The organism is Arthrobacter castelli DSM 16402 (genome assembly GCF_000430705.1).
GTDB classification, from domain to species: Bacteria; Actinomycetota; Actinomycetes; order Actinomycetales; family Micrococcaceae; genus Arthrobacter_C; species Arthrobacter_C castelli.
On record NZ_AUMN01000004.1, the window covers coordinates 1 to 17,991 of the forward strand.

General features: G+C 60.7%; 13 protein-coding genes. 11 read left to right on the forward strand and 2 right to left on the reverse strand.

What is annotated here, in order from left to right:
* Positions 1-454 precede the first annotated feature (454 nt).
* The 3 genes from H535_RS0106030 (at position 455) to H535_RS23785 (ending at position 4,868) form a co-directional block, all read left to right on the forward strand.
* A complete protein-coding gene (locus H535_RS0106030) occupies positions 455-2,086 on the forward strand; it encodes an ABC transporter family substrate-binding protein (protein ID WP_245580188.1) in 1,632 nt (543 codons plus the stop codon).
* 203 nt (positions 2,087-2,289) lie between these two features.
* A complete protein-coding gene (locus tag H535_RS0106035) occupies positions 2,290-3,831 on the forward strand; it encodes an ABC transporter permease (RefSeq protein ID WP_026818840.1) in 1,542 nt (513 codons plus the stop codon).
* Positions 3,828-4,868 carry an ABC transporter permease gene (locus H535_RS23785; protein ID WP_035768528.1) on the forward strand — a complete coding sequence of 347 codons (1,041 nt, stop codon included), beginning with the start codon at positions 3,828-3,830 and terminating at the stop codon, positions 4,866-4,868. The genes H535_RS0106035 and H535_RS23785 overlap by 4 nt, the downstream gene beginning before the upstream one ends.
* 11 nt (positions 4,869-4,879) lie before the next feature.
* On the opposite strand, the gene H535_RS0106045 is transcribed toward H535_RS23785, so the two are convergent.
* Positions 4,880-5,509 (reverse strand): PH domain-containing protein, encoded by a 630-nt coding sequence (locus H535_RS0106045; protein WP_026818841.1) that lies wholly within the window; start codon positions 5,507-5,509, stop codon positions 4,880-4,882.
* A 74-nt stretch (positions 5,510-5,583) separates the two neighbouring features.
* On the opposite strand from H535_RS0106045, the gene H535_RS0106050 reads away from it, so the two are divergent.
* The 4 genes from H535_RS0106050 (at position 5,584) to H535_RS27625 (ending at position 11,470) form a co-directional block, all read left to right on the forward strand.
* Positions 5,584-7,407 carry a dipeptide ABC transporter ATP-binding protein gene (locus H535_RS0106050; RefSeq protein ID WP_026818842.1) on the forward strand — a complete coding sequence of 608 codons (1,824 nt, stop codon included), beginning with the start codon at positions 5,584-5,586 and terminating at the stop codon, positions 7,405-7,407.
* Between the two features lie 56 nt (positions 7,408-7,463).
* Complete coding sequence (locus H535_RS0106055; RefSeq protein ID WP_026818843.1) at positions 7,464-8,009, forward strand: hypothetical protein; 546 nt, start codon at positions 7,464-7,466, stop codon at positions 8,007-8,009.
* A gap of 140 nt (positions 8,010-8,149) precedes the next feature.
* Positions 8,150-10,081: a translational GTPase TypA gene (gene typA, locus H535_RS0106060; RefSeq protein WP_026818844.1), complete on the forward strand. Its 1,932-nt coding sequence runs from the start codon at positions 8,150-8,152 to the stop codon at positions 10,079-10,081.
* Positions 10,082-10,123: 42 nt separating this feature from the next.
* A complete protein-coding gene (locus H535_RS27625) occupies positions 10,124-11,470 on the forward strand; it encodes a PIG-L family deacetylase (RefSeq protein WP_051298636.1) in 1,347 nt (448 codons plus the stop codon).
* A 64-nt stretch (positions 11,471-11,534) separates the two neighbouring features.
* Here the strand turns inward: H535_RS27625 and H535_RS0106070 are convergent, their stop codons facing one another.
* Entirely contained in the window at positions 11,535-12,029 is a 495-nt protein-coding gene (locus H535_RS0106070; RefSeq protein WP_026818845.1) for an ArsR/SmtB family transcription factor, read from the reverse strand.
* A 589-nt stretch (positions 12,030-12,618) separates the two neighbouring features.
* Here H535_RS0106070 and H535_RS0106075 point away from each other — a divergent pair.
* The 4 genes from H535_RS0106075 to H535_RS0106090 all read left to right on the forward strand — a co-directional run bounded on the left by H535_RS0106075 (position 12,619) and on the right by H535_RS0106090 (position 17,989).
* Positions 12,619-14,277, forward strand: a complete 1,659-nt coding sequence (locus tag H535_RS0106075) for a peptide ABC transporter substrate-binding protein (protein ID WP_026818846.1) — start codon at positions 12,619-12,621, stop codon at positions 14,275-14,277.
* An 82-nt stretch (positions 14,278-14,359) separates the two neighbouring features.
* On the forward strand, positions 14,360-15,283 hold the full coding sequence (locus H535_RS0106080) for an ABC transporter permease (protein ID WP_026818847.1): 924 nt from the start codon (positions 14,360-14,362) through the stop codon (positions 15,281-15,283).
* Positions 15,276-16,238 (forward strand): ABC transporter permease, encoded by a 963-nt coding sequence (locus tag H535_RS0106085; protein ID WP_035768531.1) that lies wholly within the window; start codon positions 15,276-15,278, stop codon positions 16,236-16,238. Before H535_RS0106080 ends, H535_RS0106085 begins: the two co-directional genes overlap by 8 nt.
* Positions 16,235-17,989, forward strand: coding sequence for a dipeptide ABC transporter ATP-binding protein (locus H535_RS0106090; RefSeq protein ID WP_026818849.1), 1,755 nt, complete (start codon positions 16,235-16,237; stop codon positions 17,987-17,989). Before H535_RS0106085 ends, H535_RS0106090 begins: the two co-directional genes overlap by 4 nt.
* Positions 17,990-17,991: the final 2 nt, after the last annotated feature.

A 17,991-nucleotide genomic window follows, 5' to 3' on the forward strand; every position in this document is an offset into this window, starting at 1 on the left:
CTTCGCCAACTACAGGCTCAGATGCCTACTGGCCGCCGGCGGCCACCGCCCCTACCGGCGAAAAACCGCTAACCATGCCTAAATGCGAAGAGCCGGATTACGGTGCGGTGTCTGAGAGGAATATTAGGTTGCATCTCGATAACAACCCGGTGAACAATCGCTAATCGAAACCTAGCCAAGGCAATTTTAGTCTAGGCTCTTTTGATGTGAGACACGCCACGTACCGGTAGGGTGGGTGGCTGTCGGTCCAACGCGAAATAGCGTTGGGCTACTTCCACATCAATAAATAGGAGGCGGAATGCGTTTCGGACGTACTTCCAAAGCAGTCGGGACCGCGGCTATCGCCGCTCTCGCACTGAGCGCCTGCGCCAGCACCGAAGGGGGCGGCGGAGGTGATTCCACCGAGGGGGGATCCCAGGCATCCGGGGGGAATACATCTGTGACGGTGGCAGAGGTGAACCAGTTCACTTCGTTCAACTCGAACAGCGCCACCGGCAACGTTGACATCAACGGAACCATCGAATACCTCACCCAGTGGGATTTCAACTATCTCACCAACGATCTGGAGCTTAAGCGCCGCGAGGAGTTCGGCACTTACAAGAAGCTCTCCGAGGATCCGCTGAAAATCAAGTACACCATCAACGAAGGCGTTGTGTGGTCTGATGGAACGCCGATCGACGCGGGGGATCTGATGCTGGCCTGGGCTGTGCAGTCCGGGCACTTCGACGATGCGAAGACAAATGATGCCGGCGACGTGGTCTCCGGTACTAACTACTTCTCATACGCCGGAAGCACCAGTGGACTCGGCTTGACCGATGTACCTGAAATCGGCGACGACGGCAGGTCAATCACGATGACCTACTCCAAGCCGTATGCTGACTGGGAGATCGCCTTTGGCGTGGGTCTGCCGGCACATGTGGTGGCCAAGGGCGCCGGACTCAAGAACGAGCAGGCGCTGACGGATCTGCTCTTGAGTGCTCCTGAGGGGGATCCCGAGAATCCCAAGAAGCGCCCCAAGCTGAAGAAGGTCGCCAATTTCTGGAACACGGGATTCGACACCACGACGTTCCCCTCGAATAAGGGGCTGACGTTATCCAGCGGTCCGTACATGGTCGAGAGCATGGTTCCCGACCGGTCCATGACTCTGGTGCGCAACCCCGAGTACGACTGGGGCCCGGAGCCAAAGATCGACGAAATCGTCATCCGGTACATCCCGGAGTCACCGTCCCAGGTGCAGGCGCTGCAGAATGGCGAGGTCGACATCATCGCCCCGCAAGCTTCCGGCGACATCAAGGCCTCGCTGGAGCAACTCAGCGGTTTCAAGATGCTGACCGGCCAGATGCTTTCCTTCGACCATATCGACCTCAAATACGGTGGCGTGTTCAAGGACGTGGATGTACGCAAGGCATTTATGAACACGATTCCGCGCAACCAGATCGTCCAGTCGACCATCGCCCAGGTCATCCCGGATGCGAAACCACGTGATTCGCATGTCTTCGATATGGGTACGCCGGGGTATAAGGCGTCCGTTAAGGTCAACGGTTCGGAGAACTGGCAGGAAGTCGATATCCAGAAGGCGAAAGAATTGCTGAACGGACGGACTCCGAAGGTCAAGATCATGTACAACGCGGACAATCCGAACCGTGTTGACGCCTACACTCTGATTGCCGAGAGCGCAGAGAAGGCCGGCTTCAATGTTGTCGACGGCGGACTTCCGGGCAACAAGTGGGGCGCGGCCCTGACTGCCGGCGGCTGGGACGCCACCATCTTCGGCTGGATCAGCGATGGCGTCGGTGTAACGGGTGTTCCGCAGCTGTATGGCTGTGGCTCCGCGTCCAACTTCACCGGTTTCTGTGATGAAAAGGCGCAGCAGGCCATGGACGAGCTCATCGTCACCACCGATCCACAGAAGCAGCAGGAACTGAAGATCACTGTCGATAAGCGGCTCTTCGAGACCGGCTATGGACTGCCGCTCTTCCAGTCGCCGGGCATCATCGCCTATAACGACAAGCTCAAGGGGATCGAGTTCATGGGTAACCAGACCGGCGTCTGGTGGAACTTCTGGGAATGGGAAGTCGCGAAGTAAATCAGCGACCACCAAACCCCTGACGTTCTTGCACTGAATAACTGGAAGCGCCGGGGCCGCAAGGTCCCGGCGCTTTCCAGTGCCCAGCGCGGCCAATGAGTGATTGGGATCTCCCAAATTTTCACTGATGATGATCTGCATTACACTTTTTGCGACAACCCGGATTCTTCCCGGCAACCTTAAACATTGAGGTTTAAACAACTATGGTGACCTACATTGTTCGGCGGTTAGTCACTGCCGTACTTATTCTGTTGGCCGCTTCTTTCCTGGTGTATCTCCTGACAGCGGCGTCAGGGGACCCCTTGCAGCAGTATCGCCAGAGCAGCCTGCCGAATAAAGAACAACTAATTCAACAACGTATCCAATTACTAAACTTGAATACTCCTGCTCCATTGAGGTACTTCGACTGGCTCGGCGGCGCTGCCGGGTGCTTGATCCCCTTTGCGGCCGAGTGCGACCTGGGAAAGAGTATTCAGGGTATCGAGGTAACAACCCTGCTGGCCCGGGCGATGGGCCAGACCATCCAATTGGTGACCGCCGCGACGATCCTCGCGATCATCATTGGAATCGCGCTCGGTATCATCACCGCGCTGCGCCAGTACAGCGGCCTGGACTACGGTGTCACCTTCATGGCGTTCCTCTTCTTCTCGCTGCCGATCTTCTGGGTGGCCGTGCTGCTCAAGGAGTATGGAGCCATTGGATTCAACAATTTCCTGAACCAGCCCAATATCGGGCTCTCGGCCATGGGCATTATCGGGCTCGTGGCGGGTTTCATCTGTTATCTGGTGCCGAAATCAGGGGTGAAGCGAAAACTAATCGCGGCGGCCATAGGTTTCGTCGCCGCGGTGGCACTGTGCTGGTACCTCGACATCTCCGGCTGGTTCCTGACGCCAGGCTTCGGCGCGATCGGCGTGGCGCTGATGGGGGTGGCTGCGGCGTACCTTGTCACCGTACTCACGGCAGGCCTGCGCAATCGCAAGGCCTTATATTCAGCGCTGATTACCGTTGGCCTGGGGATGATCGCTTATTTCGCCATCCAGCCACTGCTTGACCTGGCCACGATCCTGATGATCATCATTCTGGGGGTTGGAGCAGTGCTGGTTGGTGTGGCCGTGGGGTACCTGATGGGCGGCTTCGACCGCCGGCAGAGCATGAATGCGGCCGGGCTGACAGCCTTCCTGATGGGATTCGTGATCCTGCTGGACCGCTACATGCAGGAATGGCCGGAGTACTTCAACAACTCCCGGATCGGCGGACGCCCCATCGCCACTATCGGCTCGTCGACGCCGAACCTTGAGGGTAATTTCTGGATCGCCGGACTGGACATATTCACCCACCTGCTGCTGCCCACGATTGCGCTGATGCTGATTTCGCTGGCCAGCTACAGCCGTTATTCACGGGCGTCCATGCTGGAGATCATGAACCAGGACTACATCCGCACCGCCCGGGCCAAAGGCCTGACCGAGCGGACCGTCGTGATGCGGCATGCATTCAGGAATGCGCTTATTCCTTTGGCCACTTTGGTGGCTTTCGATATCGGGGCGTTGATTGGCGGGGCAATTATCACGGAAGCTGTTTTTGCCTTCAGCGGCATGGGCCAATTGTTCGTGGATGCACTGAACGCAGTGGACCCTAATCCGGTGATGGGCGTATTCCTTATTACCGGGATTCTGGCCATGACCTTCAATCTGGTCGCCGACCTAATCTATTCCGTGTTGGATCCGCGCGTAAGGGTGAAAGCATGAGCACATCTGCTGAAAACGAAAATCCGGATACCGCCACTCCTGAGGCCAGGGGGCTGAGCCAGGGACAACTGGTCCGCAAGCGGTTCTTCGGCCATACCGCTGCTGTGATCAGCATGTTTGTGTTCGCCGGGATTGTCATTCTGGCGTTCACGTCCGTCGGCTACGCCGGAATCCCCGGTTGGTACCAATGGAACTACATCGAAACGCCCCCTATCCAGGGACGCGGTGAGCCGACCTGGGAACTGCCGTTTGACTTTGGCCAGCATCCGTTCGGCCAGGACAGCGTCGGCCGGGATATGTTCGCCATGACCATGCGCGGCGCCCAGCTCTCGCTGATTGTCATGTTCATCATCGGGGCCCTGGGCGGGATCCTCGGCGTGATCATTGGCGGCGTGTCGGGCTACTTCCGCGGCTGGGTGGAAGCGGTGCTGATGCGTCTGACGGACACCGTCATCATCATCCCGCTGATCATCCTGGCCGCCGTGTTGGGAACTATCAGCCAAACCATGACGGGACGGGGAACAATCGCCAACGCTATCTTCGGCGGAAGCGACGGCGTCGTCCTCCTCGGACTCTTCGTCGGCGTGATCATCTGGACGGGGCTGGCGCGTCTGGTCAGAGGTGAATTCCTCTCCCTTCGTGAACGGGAGTTTGTCGACGCCGCACGGATTGCCGGTGCCTCCGACCGCAGGATCATCTTCAAGCACATCCTGCCCAACGCCGTCGGCGTCATCATCGTGAACACCACCCTGGTGATGGCTTCGGCGATTCTGCTGGAGACAGCATTGTCATTCCTCGGGATGGGTGTTCAAGCGCCGGATGTGTCGCTGGGCAGCTTGATCAGTGATAACCAGCAGGCCTTCACCACTCGCCCGTGGCTGTTCTGGTGGCCGGGCCTGTTCATCATCGCGATCTGCCTGTCGATCAACTTCATCGGCGATGGCTTGCGGGACGCATTCGATCCACGGCAAAAGAAGTTCAGGGCCAAGAAGGCGAAGGACACCCGGGCCTCCTCCTCAGCCGAAGCGAAGGCCTGACAATGGACGTTTCAGGCTACGGCGAAGGCAAGGAAACAGGCGGCCACCAGGGCGGCTGCGCAGCCGACGTGGAGCCAATGGACCGACTTGGTGACGTTGGCCGCTTCCGGGCTGTCAACGTCGAGCTTCCCCGCTTCGGCCAGTGCCGCCCATTGGGAACGGACGTGGTAGGCAGCCGCACCGGAGTCAGTGTTTTTCAAGTCTCCGGGGCGGATCGAATCGGCCGCGCCATAGGTGGTGGCCGGCAGGCCGCGTACGTGTTCCGGTTTGCCCCGGTGCGTACCCCACACGCCGGGGGCCGGAGCGGCCCACGCGGTGAATTTTCCGCGCGTGGTGATCAACGTCAGCGCGAACTTGGTGTCCACGTGGATCAGCGCACTCCACGGCACCCGGACGCTGCGCAGCAGATTATGCAGGGTGACGCCGTCGTCGTCGATCTGCACAGAGGGATACCAGAAGACCCACCAGCCCAAGTAAGCCATCACCAGCAGCGGCCACGCGGTCAGCAGCCCGTCGACACCGTTGACTACTGCTGCAGCGATCAGGCCGACGGCGGCCAGGGCCCATGTGATTCCTGCGAACCACTTGGCGCTGCGGGGCCTGAGCGTGATGTCGCTGGCGTCAATGTTTGCCGAATTCATACACATATAGTTTCAGCATCCCGGATCAGTTCACCAATCACAGAGGTGACTGATGCGGTTGGAAGGAAAAAGTCATGACTGATGGCATTGTCGAAATTCCCGAATCCGGGGATGATCGACGGGACGAGACTCCCGTCCTGGAAGTCACCGACCTGAGTGTCGACTACGGCGTCGAGAAGGAATGGATTCCGGCGGCGATCGACCTGAACTACAACGTCCGTTCCGGCGAGGTGCTGGCGATCGTCGGCGAGTCCGGCTCCGGCAAGAGCGCGAGTTCCATGGCCCTGCTCGGATTGCTGCCGGAGAACAGCAGGACGAGCGGCAGCGTGAAGCTGAACGGGCGGGAAATCCTCGGCCTGAGCGGCAGCAAGCTCAGGGAGATCCGCGGCAGTGACGTGGCGGTGATCTTCCAGGAGCCGATGACGGCGATGAACCCGGTGTACACGGTGGGGTACCAGATCATCGAGACCATCCGCCTGCATAACGCTATTTCGCCCCAGGAGGCGAAGGAACGGGCGTTGAAGATGCTTGACCTGGTGGAACTGCCCGATCCGGAAAAGGCCTTCCAGTCATATCCGCACCAGCTCTCCGGTGGCCAGCGGCAGCGCGCCATGATCGCCCAGTCATTGTCCTGCGACCCCAAGTTGCTGATCGCGGATGAGCCGACGACGGCGCTCGACGTCACGGTTCAGGCTGAAATCCTCGATCTGATGCGCAACCTGCGGAACAAGCTCGACAGCGCGATCGTGCTGATTACCCACGACATGGGCGTGGTGGCCGATCTGTCCGACAAGATGGCCGTGATGCAGAAGGGCTTGATCGTGGAGTCCGGCACGGCGGACCAGATCTTCAACAATCCGCGGCACGAATACACCCAAAAACTGCTCTCCGCCGTCCCTCACTTGGGCCAGAGTGCAGAGGGCGACGAAATTGACGTGTCCGCCGCCCTGGCGGCTGCTGCCCACGCGGAACTGCAGGGTGTGGACCAGGAGGAAATGCGGCGCCGCGAGGAAGAAAACCAGCGTCGGCTGGAAGAGGCGCAGCAGGAGACGCAGCACGATGCAGAGAAGGCGGTCCTGGAACTCCGGGACGTCGCCATCGAGTACCCAAAACAGGGACGCGTTCCCGCGTTCCGCGCTGTAGAGGGCGCGAACCTGTCCATTTACCCGGGCGAGGTCCTCGGCTTGGTGGGCGAGTCCGGCTCCGGCAAGACGACAATCGGCCGGGCCGCCGTCGGTCTGTTGCCCGTTGCCGACGGGTCGCTGAAGGTGACCGGCGAGGAGATTTCACACGCCTCCCGAAAGCAGCTGTTCAGGCTGCGCCGCGGCGTCGGGATGGTGTTCCAGGACCCTTCGTCGTCGTTGAACCCACGACTTCCGCTGGGCGAAAGCATCGGCGAGCCGATGTACCTGGCCAAGGTGGCCAAGGGGCCGGCATTGCAGAAAAAGATCGAAAACCTGCTGGACCAGGTCCAGCTGCCCCGCGACTACCGCAACCGGTTCCCGCACGAGTTGTCCGGTGGGCAGAAGCAGCGCGTCGGCATTGCGCGGGCGCTGTCATTGGAGCCGAAGCTGCTGGTGGCCGATGAGCCGACGTCGGCGCTGGACGTGTCCGTCCAGGCGACGGTGCTGGAACTGCTGCAGAACCTGCAGCAGGAGTTGGGCTTCGCCGCCCTGTTCGTCACCCACGACCTTGCCGTCGTCGACCTGATGTCCCACCGGATCTGCGTGATGCGCCGGGGCAGAATCGTTGAGCAGGGCACCCGCGACCAGATTCTGCGGAACCCGCAGGATCCGTACACCCAGCGGCTGCTCGCAGCGGTGCCGCTGCCGGATCCGGAGAAGCAGCAGGAGCGCCGCGAACTGCGGGCGCAGCTGCTGGCATCGGGAATGGAGTGAGCCGAGCAGCCTGAGGCGGAGTAGACGCACGGAACCGGCTGAGAGGAGCTGCGGCGATGGTCCGCCCCATGAATATCGGCGCGCTGGAGACCGGAACGGGCAAGTCCTGGTCGGATTTCGAGCAGTACCTTGCCGGTATTGGTGCGGACCAGCTGTCCCACCAAGAGATCGCGCAACGGTTGAACGACGACGGCGTGGCCACAGGTTGGTGGGCACAGTCCGTCACGGTTGCCTATGAGCAGCAGATCGGTCGGCGCCAACCCGGGCAGGATTGTAATGGCGAGTACAGCGTCTCGGTCAGCAAGACCCTGCACGGCAGCAAAGATGATGCGCTGCGAATGTGGCTGGGCCTGGTCGAGGGAAACGAGTCCTTTTCGGGCATCGACATCAGCGCCGCCCCGGATGTGAACTCGACCGATAAATGGCGCTACTGGCGGTGCAGGCTCACAGATGGTTCCCGGGTGAATGTGAACATCCACCAGAAATCCGATGAGAAGGCCTCGCTGGGTATCCAGCACGAGCGGCTGGAATCAACGGACCAAGTGGAGCATTGGCGGGCGTTTTGGAAGGACCTCGTCAGCGGTTTGGGCCCGCAAATCTGAGCCGTTCGCCGCATCGAATCGGGGTGTTCGTCCCGCCTGCGACCACATTTCGTTAGGCTACTGACGCCTCTGGCCGCTAAAATGGATTGTCTGCCCTTTTTGAAGGGCGCATCCGTCATACTGAATTGAGTCTTTTTCGCATGTCTGAAACCACCGTCGACCCTAATTCCGGGGCTACTGCGCTTCGCAACGATATCCGCAATGTCGCCATCGTAGCCCACGTTGACCACGGTAAGACCACTTTGGTCGATGCCATGCTGAAGCAGACGCATTCGTTCGCCGAACATGGCGAGGTCGCGGACCGGGTGATGGACACTGGTGACCTGGAGCGGGAAAAGGGCATCACCATCCTGGCCAAGAACACCACTGTCACGTACAGAGGTACCGCCTCCGACGAAGACAAAGTCACGATCAACGTCATTGATACCCCCGGCCACGCCGACTTCGGCGGCGAAGTGGAACGCGGGCTGTCGATGGTCGACGGCGTCGTGCTGCTGGTCGATGCGTCTGAAGGACCGTTGCCCCAGACCCGTTTCGTGCTGCGCAAGGCCCTGGCCGCAAAGCTTCCGGTCATCCTCGTGGTCAACAAGACCGACCGCCCGGACTCACGGATCGAGGAAGTCGTCAGCGAATCCATGGACCTGCTGCTTGGCCTGGCCAGCGACCTCGCCGAGGAGCACCCCGAGCTGGATCTTGATTCCGTGCTGGATGTTCCGGTGGTCTACGCTGCCGCGAAGGTCGGCAATGCGTCCCTGGAGCAGCCGGCCGACGGCACCGCTCCGGAGAACCAGGATCTCGAGCCGTTCTTCCAGACCCTCATCGACCACATTCCGGCTCCCCGCTATGATCCCGATGGCGTGCTGCAGGCGCACGTGACGAACCTTGACGCATCACCGTTCCTGGGCCGTTTGGCGCTGCTTCGCGTCCGCAACGGCACGTTGAAGAAGGGACAGACTGTTGCGTGGGCCCGCCAGGACGGCGAATTGAAGAACGTGCGCATCACCGAGCTGCTGGCCACCAAGGCGCTGGATCGCGTTCCCGCTGAGTCTGCCGGGCCGGGCGACATCGTCGCCGTCGCGGGTATCCCCGACATCACCATTGGCGAGACCCTGACCGACGCATCCAATCCGCAGCCGTTGCCACTGATCACCGTGGACGACCCGGCAATTTCGATGACCATCGGCATCAACACCTCACCGCTGGCCGGCAAGGTCAAGGGATCAAAGGTCACCGCCCGGCAGGTCAAGGACCGGCTGGACAAGGAGCTGATCGGTAACGTCTCGCTGAACGTGCTGCCCACCGAACGCCCGGACTCCTGGGAAGTGCAGGGCCGCGGCGAGTTGGCCCTTGCCATCCTGGTGGAGCAGATGCGGCGCGAAGGCTTCGAACTGACGGTTGGCAAGCCGCAGGTGGTCACCCGCGTGATCGACGGCAAGGTGAACGAACCGATGGAGCACATGACCATCGACACGCCGGAGGAATACCTTGGCGCCGTCACGCAGCTGTTGGCCGGCCGCAAGGGCCGGATGACCAACATGGCCAACCACGGCACCGGCTGGGTCCGGATGGAGTTTGTGGTTCCGGCCCGTGGGCTGATTGGCTTCCGCACACAGTTCCTGACCGATACCCGCGGCGCGGGGATCGCCTTCTCCTACTCGGAGGGCTTCGAGCCATGGGCCGGTCCCATCGAGTTCCGCACCAGTGGTTCGCTGGTCGCCGACCGCGCCGGCGTTGTCACACCGTTCGCAATGATGAACCTGCAGGAACGCGGCAGCTTCTTCGTCGAGCCGACCTCGGAAGTATACGAGGGCCAGATCGTCGGCGAGAATAACCGCGCCGACGACATGGATATCAACATCACCAAGGAAAAGAAGCTGACGAATATGCGCGCGGCTTCCTCGGAAACCTTCGAGAACCTGACACCGCCGCGCAAGCTGACCCTGGAGGAGTCCCTTGAGTTTGCCCGCGAGGACGAATGCGTGGAGGTGACCCCGGAATCCATCCGGATCCGCAAGGTGATCCTGAACGCCAGTGAACGGGTGAAGGCTGCTCGTGCGCGGGCGAAATCCTAGGCGCTGTCGGATCCGGCGGGCCATTGAAGGCATAATGGCCGTATGACCATCCCGCAACCTGCTGCACCACCCGGACAACAGGCGGGGTTGCTGCCATCGTTCGCGCACCACTTTCCGCACGAGCGGCCACGCATGCTGTTTGTCCATGCGCACCCCGACGACGAATCGATTGCCACCGGGGCCACGATGGCCGGTTACGCTGCGGCGGGGGCCGACGTCGTCCTGCTCACCTGCACGCGCGGCGAGATGGGCGAGGTCATCCCGCCTCAGTTGCAGCATCTGCAGGCCGGGCAGCGTTCGAGTATCGACGACGGCGAGTCACTGGCCCAAGTGCGCCAGGTCGAACTGGGCGAAGCCGTTGCCGCCGTGGGGATCTCCCGGCAGGTCTTTCTCGGCGATGCTGACGCCGCCGCCCCGGCGCTTGGGCCGAAGCGTTATCGCGACTCCGGGATGGCGTGGGGCGAGTCCGGACGGGCGGAAGCCGGCGATGACATCGACCCGCGCTCGCTGGTCGCCGCAGCACTCGACGAGACGGCCACGCATGCGGCGCACTTGATCGCGTCGTTCCGGCCGCACGCCGTGATTACCTATGACGCGGACGGCGGCTATGGGCATCCCGACCACGTCCGTGCCCATGAGATCACCCACGCTGCGGTCAATTCGACGCCGGGCGGTTGGAAGGTCCCGTGGGTGTATTCCATCCATAGCGATGCCGAGGGTGCGACGGAGCCGGGGCACCGCACGATGGTGCGGATTAATGGCGAGCTGGAGCGCAAGACCGCTGCGATGCATGCCCACCGCACTCAACTGATCATCGATGACGGGCGCTTCGCGCTGTCCAATATGATCTGGCAGCCGCTGCGCGGCGAGGAGGTCTTCCTGCTGGAGGACTCCTCAGGTGTGCTGACGCAGGCACGGCCCGAAGCGGTGCCGGCCGGTGGCGGCCGCTTTCAATCGATTGCCGGCCCTCCGCCGTCGTCGTCATCAAAACCGTCAATGTTCAAGGCACTTGCCGGGACCGTCGCCGCGTCGCTGGCCGGAACATTCTTCGGCACCAGCCTGCACGGGCAGATCATGCATTTATCCTCATTTGCCGTGCCTTGGGGCGCCATTGCCGCGCTGGTACTGGTGTGCAGCCTGGTGGTCTTTGTCGGCGCCTGGGCCCGGAATGTCTGGATGTCGGTGCTGACCGGGTTGTTGACGTACGTGTTCGTCGGCCTGATATCGACCAGTTCAAAAATGATCGTCGTCGGGGTGGCCGGCAGCGCTGCGGAAGCGACGCCGACCATCGCCATGGCGGGGATGATCTTCAGTTACGGCATTACGGTGGCGACCATAGTCGGCACGATTATCACCCTGCGCGCCTTGCGGCGGCCCGGCCGGCGCTGAGCCTGATCCCGACGACAAGGTGCTGCCTTGGGGCGGGGCCTCATCTGCTGCGAGGCGCTGGGCCTCATTCCGACGAGCGGTCTCTGTGGTGGGCCAGCATGATCGACGTCGGAATGCCGTCGCCGTCGGCGGGCATCTTGGCGTACTCTTCCAGCAGCGCCTTGATCCTGTCCATCATTTCGGTGCGGTGCTTCTCGTTGAGTTTGAGGCCCAAGCGTGCGACCTCGATTTCCGACGGAGCCAGCCCTTCGATCTCCTGCAGGAAGGTATCGACCAGTATCGGAGCCACATTCTGAACCGGGGTCCCCCAGGACAGCCGCGTCGCCCGGTAGGGGACTTCTTTGGCTCCGCGATTGCCCTTGCGGTGCTCTTCGGCCTCCAGGAATCCGGTGCCCAGCAGGGTCCGCACGTGGTGTAAAGCGGTGGCCGGATTCAGCTCCAGTTTTTCGGCGATTTCCTTATTGGTCCGCGATTGATGCAGGCACAGCCGCAGGATCCGCAGTCGGACCGGGGAGCTCAGTGCCCGGCCCTTGGCCTGTAAGTCGTCGTCGTTAGACATAGCCAAAGTCTACGTCACCGGCAGGGTGTGATTGATATTACCCAATCGCATAGTAGATGCTTTTCCGGGGTCACCGCTGCCTCCGCCGGTGGTGGGTTCGAGACCTGGAATCGGGGGAGGCCGGGGCATATTGGCCCTTTGCTGATCTGCGCTGAGACAGCGGCCGCAAGTGTGCGTGTATAACAATCAGACAACGGCGCCAATGTTCCTGCCGTTGATTTGACTTTTGGGACTGTTGCCTCGGTTTACTATCCACCTTGATATTACGCGGCGCAGCCGCCGGTCGGATCACCGGTTTTGACGGAATTCTCTGGATCCTGATACGTCGAATGATTCCTTTTTGTGCCTTTGTGGTTCAGTTGTGACTGGGCTAACGTCATCTGCGATGCAACAAAAGTTGATACGCAGTCCGGTTTCTTTAACTGGCTGCCGCGAAGGACGCGCCGGCGCGTTCATCCGCACGCAACCGCGGGATGCGGGAATTTCAATGCATCATCACCTGCCACGTATCAAGATTCTCACCACAGCTCGCTGAACTGGTTGGAGCCATGGTGGCTTCATCACGAGCTATACGATCCCAGGAGGAGTTATGAAGAGCATCCGTCACAAGGCGTTGCTCAAGGGCGTTGGTCTTGCCGTCGTTGCCAGCCTTGCCCTCACAGGCTGCGGCAGTGGCGGTGGCGGTGAAGGAGGCGCAGGCGAAAGCGCCGAAATCATCACCACGAACACCACTGAGCCGCAGAATCCGCTGATCCCCACATCCACCAACGAAGTTGGTGGCGGACGCATCATCACCCAGCTGTTCGCGGGGCTCGTCAGCTACGACGTTGACGGCACCATGCAGATGGAAGTCGCCAAGTCCATTGAGACAGAGGATTCGCAGACCTATGACATCACGCTGAAGAAGGGCTGGACCTTCACCAATGGCGAGAAGGTCACGGCGCACTCGTTTGTCGATGCTTGGAACTATGGTGCGCTGGCCAGCAATGCCCAGCTGTCGGCAAACTTCTTTGCGCCCATCAAGGGGTATAACGACGTCAACCCCGGCAAGGAAGGCGCCAAGCCAACTGCCAAGACGATGTCGGGTCTCAAAGTCGTGGATGACTACCACTTCACCGTGACCCTCAATGAGCCACAATCGGACTTCCCCCTGCGGCTGGGCTACTCGGCATATTCACCGCTGCCCAAGGTTGCTTTCGAAGACATGGAAGCCTTCGGCGAAAACCCGATCGGCAACGGACCGTACATGATGGATGGCAAAGGGGCCTGGGAACACAACCGCCAGATCAAACTGGTGAAGAATCCCGACTACAAGGGCAACCGCACCGTCAAGAACGATGGCATCACCTTCCGCATCTACACCGATGCCGAAGCTGCCTATGCCGACGTGCAGGATGGCGCACTCGACCTGATCGACCAGGTGCCCGCCTCAGCTCTTCAGACTTACAAGGAAAATGAGAGCATCAAGGCCTACAACAAGCCGGGTTCCGTCTTCCAGAGCTTCACGATTCCCGGCCGCCTTGACCATTTCGGTGGCAAAGAAGGCCAGCTGCGCCGCAAAGCCATCTCAATGGCGATCAACCGGCCGCAGATCGCCGAGGCGATCTTCTACGGTTCCGTAACTCCGGCAACAGACTTCACGGCTCCCACCCTCGACGGCTACAGCGATAGCCTTGAGGGCTCGGATGTGCTGAAGCACAACCCGGAAAAGGCCAAGAAGCTGTGGGCAAAGGCCAACGAGATCAACAAATGGACCGGTGCCTTCAAGCTTGGCTACAACGGTGACGATAACCATAAGCAATGGGTCGATGCCGTGACCAACCAGATTTCGAATACTCTCGGCATCAAAGCAGTCGGCGCTCCCACTGCCACCTTCGGACAATTCCGCACTATGATCACCGAACGTAAGATCCAGTACCCCTTCCGTTCCGGTTGGCAGGGCGATTACCCCTCGATTGGCAACTACCTGGTCGCGCTGTATGCCTCAGCCGCCGCTGACGGCAATGGTGCGAACGACGGCGATTACAAGAACCCGGAGTTCGATAAGAAGGTTGCCCAGGCTGCTTCCGCTGATTCGCCCGAGGAAGGCATCGAGTTGTACCAGGAAGCGGAGGAGATCCTGCTTGAAGATCTGCCGGCCATTCCGCTCTGGTACGAAAATGTCGCGGCAGCCAGTGTGCCCGAATTGGAGAACGTGGAATTCGACTGGAAGAACGTCCCCGCGTACTACCAGATCTCTAAGAACTAGCTTCTCCTGACAGCCGGTCCGCCGCTGGGAACATTCCCACCGGCGGACCGGCTGGCGAGCACACACATAAGGAGGCCGCGTAGTGCTTCGCTACACGTCCCGCAGGATTCTCCAAATGATTCCTGTGCTGCTTGGCACCACCCTGCTGATCTACGCGATGGTTTTCGCGATGCCCGGCGATCCCGTAACAGCATTGTTCGGAGATAAGCCTGTCAACGAAAATGTCGCCGACCAGATCCGTGCCGAATACAATCTCGACGAACCGTTCATCGTGCAGTACCTGCTGTTCCTCAAAGGCATTTTCGTCGGCGATTTTGGAATTACTTTCTCGGGCCGACCGGTCATTGACATCATTGCCCGGGTTTTCCCGACCACGATAAAGCTCGCCTTTATGGCTCTCATTATTGAAATGGTCCTCGGCGTTGCTGTAGGCGTGATGGCGGGAATCCGCAAAGGCAAATTGTTCGACTCGACGGTGCTGATGCTCTCGCTGGTCGTCATAGCCATCCCCACCTTCGTGCTGGGGTTCGTCGGCCAGTTCGTGTTCGGTATTGAACTGGGCTGGTTCCCGGCCACCGCCCGGGACGCTTCCATCGGATCGCTGCTGATGCCCGCCGTCGTGCTGGCCGGTGTCTCCCTGGCGTACGTGATCCGCCTGACCCGCACATCGATCGTGGAGAACTTGTCCGCCGACCACGTCCGGACCGCCAAGGCGAAGGGGCTGTCAGGAAGCCGCGTCACCACGGTCCATGTGCTGCGGAATTCGCTGATTCCTGTGGTGACCTTCCTGGGCGCTGACCTGGGGACGTTAATGGGCGGCGCGATCGTGACAGAGTATATCTTTGCCGTCGACGGAGTCGGCAGCGCCCTGTATGACGCCATCCTGCGCAGCGAAGGTACAACTGTTGTCTCCATCGTGACCCTGCTGGTCGTCGTTTACATCTTTGCCAACTTGCTCGTGGACCTGCTGTATGCGGTCCTTGATCCGAGGATTCGATATGCCTGACACTTCCATTCCCCGCGCGACCCGTGCCGGTCAACAACGCTATGTGGCGCCGCTGGATGAGACGCCGCTGCAGGGTGTTGATGCGGTCTCGAACGAATCCGATGGATCCAGTCTGTGGAAGGACGCTTTCCGCTCCCTGATCCGTCAGCCGCTGTTCATTATCTCCGGGCTGCTGATCCTGCTGATCCTCGTCGTCGTCGCGTTCCCGTGGCTGTTCACCTCCGCTGACCCGACCTACTGCACGCTGGACAACAGCTTGGCCGAGCCTCGTGCCGGGCACCCGCTCGGATTCAACCAGCAGGGGTGTGACATTTACGCCCGCGTCATTTACGGCGCGCAAGCCTCAGTGATGGTGGGCGCCTTCACCACGCTGGGTGTAGTCATTATTGGCGGCATTATCGGCGCTGTCGCCGGTTTCTACGGCGGATGGATCGATGCGCTGCTTTCACGCATCATGGACATCTTTTTCGCGCTGCCTTTCGTCCTCGCCGCCATAGTCGTGCTGCAGCTCGTCCGGGACAGCATCACGGTATGGCATATCATTGGCGTTCTGGCGGCCTTCGGGTGGACCCAGATAGCGAGGATTACCCGCGGAGCCGTGATTTCGACGAAGAATTCCGACTTCGTCACCGCCTCCACGGCGGTGGGAGCGTCCCCGCTGAAGAACCTGGTCCGGCATGTGCTTCCGAACGCCATTGCGCCGGTGATTGTCACGGCGACAGTATCGCTGGGGATCTACATTGTGGCCGAGGCAACGCTGTCCTACCTGGGCCTGGGGCTGCCCAGCACCATCGTTTCCTGGGGCGCCGACATCGCTTCGGCGCAGACACTGATACGGACAAATCCTGAAGCCTTGTTCTTCCCCGCCGCGGCCTTGGCAGTGACAGTGCTGAGCTTCATCATGATGGGCGACGCCGTTCGCGACGCTCTCGATCCGAAAGCGAGGACCCGATGACCGGGGATGCTAACCAGACCGTAGACGAGGCCGCGACCGCTGAAACCGGTCCGCTGCTGCAGATTTCCGACCTGGAAGTAGGCTTCAAGACCCAGAACGGCATGGTCTCCGCTGTCCGTGGAGCAAACCTGAGCGTTTATCCCGGCCAGACGGTGGCCATCGTGGGGGAGTCTGGATCCGGGAAGTCCACGCTGGCGCACACCATCGTTAACCTGCTCCCTGACAACGGCCGGATACGCCGCGGCTCCATCCGCTTCCGGGACCAGGAAGTGACGCAGTTTTCCAAGCGGCGGATGGCCGCCCTGCGTGGCTCTTCGATCGGCCTGGTTCCGCAGGACCCGATGTCCAACCTCAACCCCCTGTGGCGCGTCGGGTTCCAGATCAAGGAGACCCTTAAGGCGAACAACATTGCCACGGGCAAGGCCGCGGACAAGCGGGTCCGTGAATTGCTGGCCGAAGCGGGCCTTCCGAACGCAGAAGAGCGGGCACGGCAGTTTCCCCATGAATTCTCCGGCGGAATGCTGCAGCGCTCGCTGATTGCCATGGGCCTGGCCGCCCGGCCCGACCTGCTGATTGCCGATGAGCCGACGTCGGCCCTCGACGTCACTGTCCAACACCAGATCCTCAACCATCTCGATGGGCTGACGTCCGAATTGAACGTTGCGGTGCTCCTGATTACTCACGACCTCGGGCTGGCGGCCGAGCGGGCCGAGCACCTTGCGGTGATGTACAAAGGCCGTATCGTCGAGTCCGGTCCGGCGCTGGATATTCTGCAGGATCCACAACATCCTTATACCCAGCGGCTGGTGCACTCAGCCCCATCACTTGCATCCCGGCGTCTTGAATCTGAACATCAACACATTCAGGTCAGCGACCCGTCCGCCGCTGCGACGGAGACCACGGACGGCGCCACCAGTAGGGATGCAGCCCCCGGTGCCACCAGCACCGACACTGTCCTGGAGGCCGAGCACCTGGTCAAGTCGTTCCCGATTCGGGGTGACTTCGGTCAAAAGTCCACAGATTTCAAGGCCGTCGACGACGTCTCTTTCTCGCTCCAACGCGGAACCACCATGGCACTGGTGGGAGAGTCCGGGTCCGGCAAATCGACTGTCGCCCAAATCACGTTGCGGTTGCTGCGCCCGACAAGCGGGAGGGTGCTGTTCGATGGAGAAGACATTTCCCCCTTGGCGAGTAAAGAGTTGCTTCGGCTGCGACGGAAGGTCCAGCCGATTTTCCAGAATCCATACGGCACCCTCGATCCGATGTACTCCATCTACCGCACCATCGAAGAACCGCTGCGGACCCATGGCATCGGCAATCAGAAGCAGCGCCGGCAAAAGATCAAAGACCTGTTGGAAAAGGTTGCGATGCCCGCCTCAACTGTCAACAGGTATCCCAATGAGCTCTCGGGAGGACAGCGACAACGTATTGCCATTGCCCGTGCCCTCGCGTTGGATCCGGAGGTCGTGGTGTGCGATGAAGCGGTCTCGGCACTGGACGTGCTGGTGCAGGACCAAATCCTCAATCTCCTCAACGACCTCCAGGGAGAATTCGGGCTGAGCTATCTTTTCATCAGCCACGATTTGGCCGTAGTCCGGCAGATTGCAGACGACGTATTGGTGATGCGCCACGGCCAGCTGGTCGAAGCCGCCAGCACTGACGAAGTCTTCGGTAATCCCCAACAGCAATACACTCGCGATCTGCTCGAATCGATCCCGGGCGGCCACATCCCGCTCGGTAACACCGCCTGACT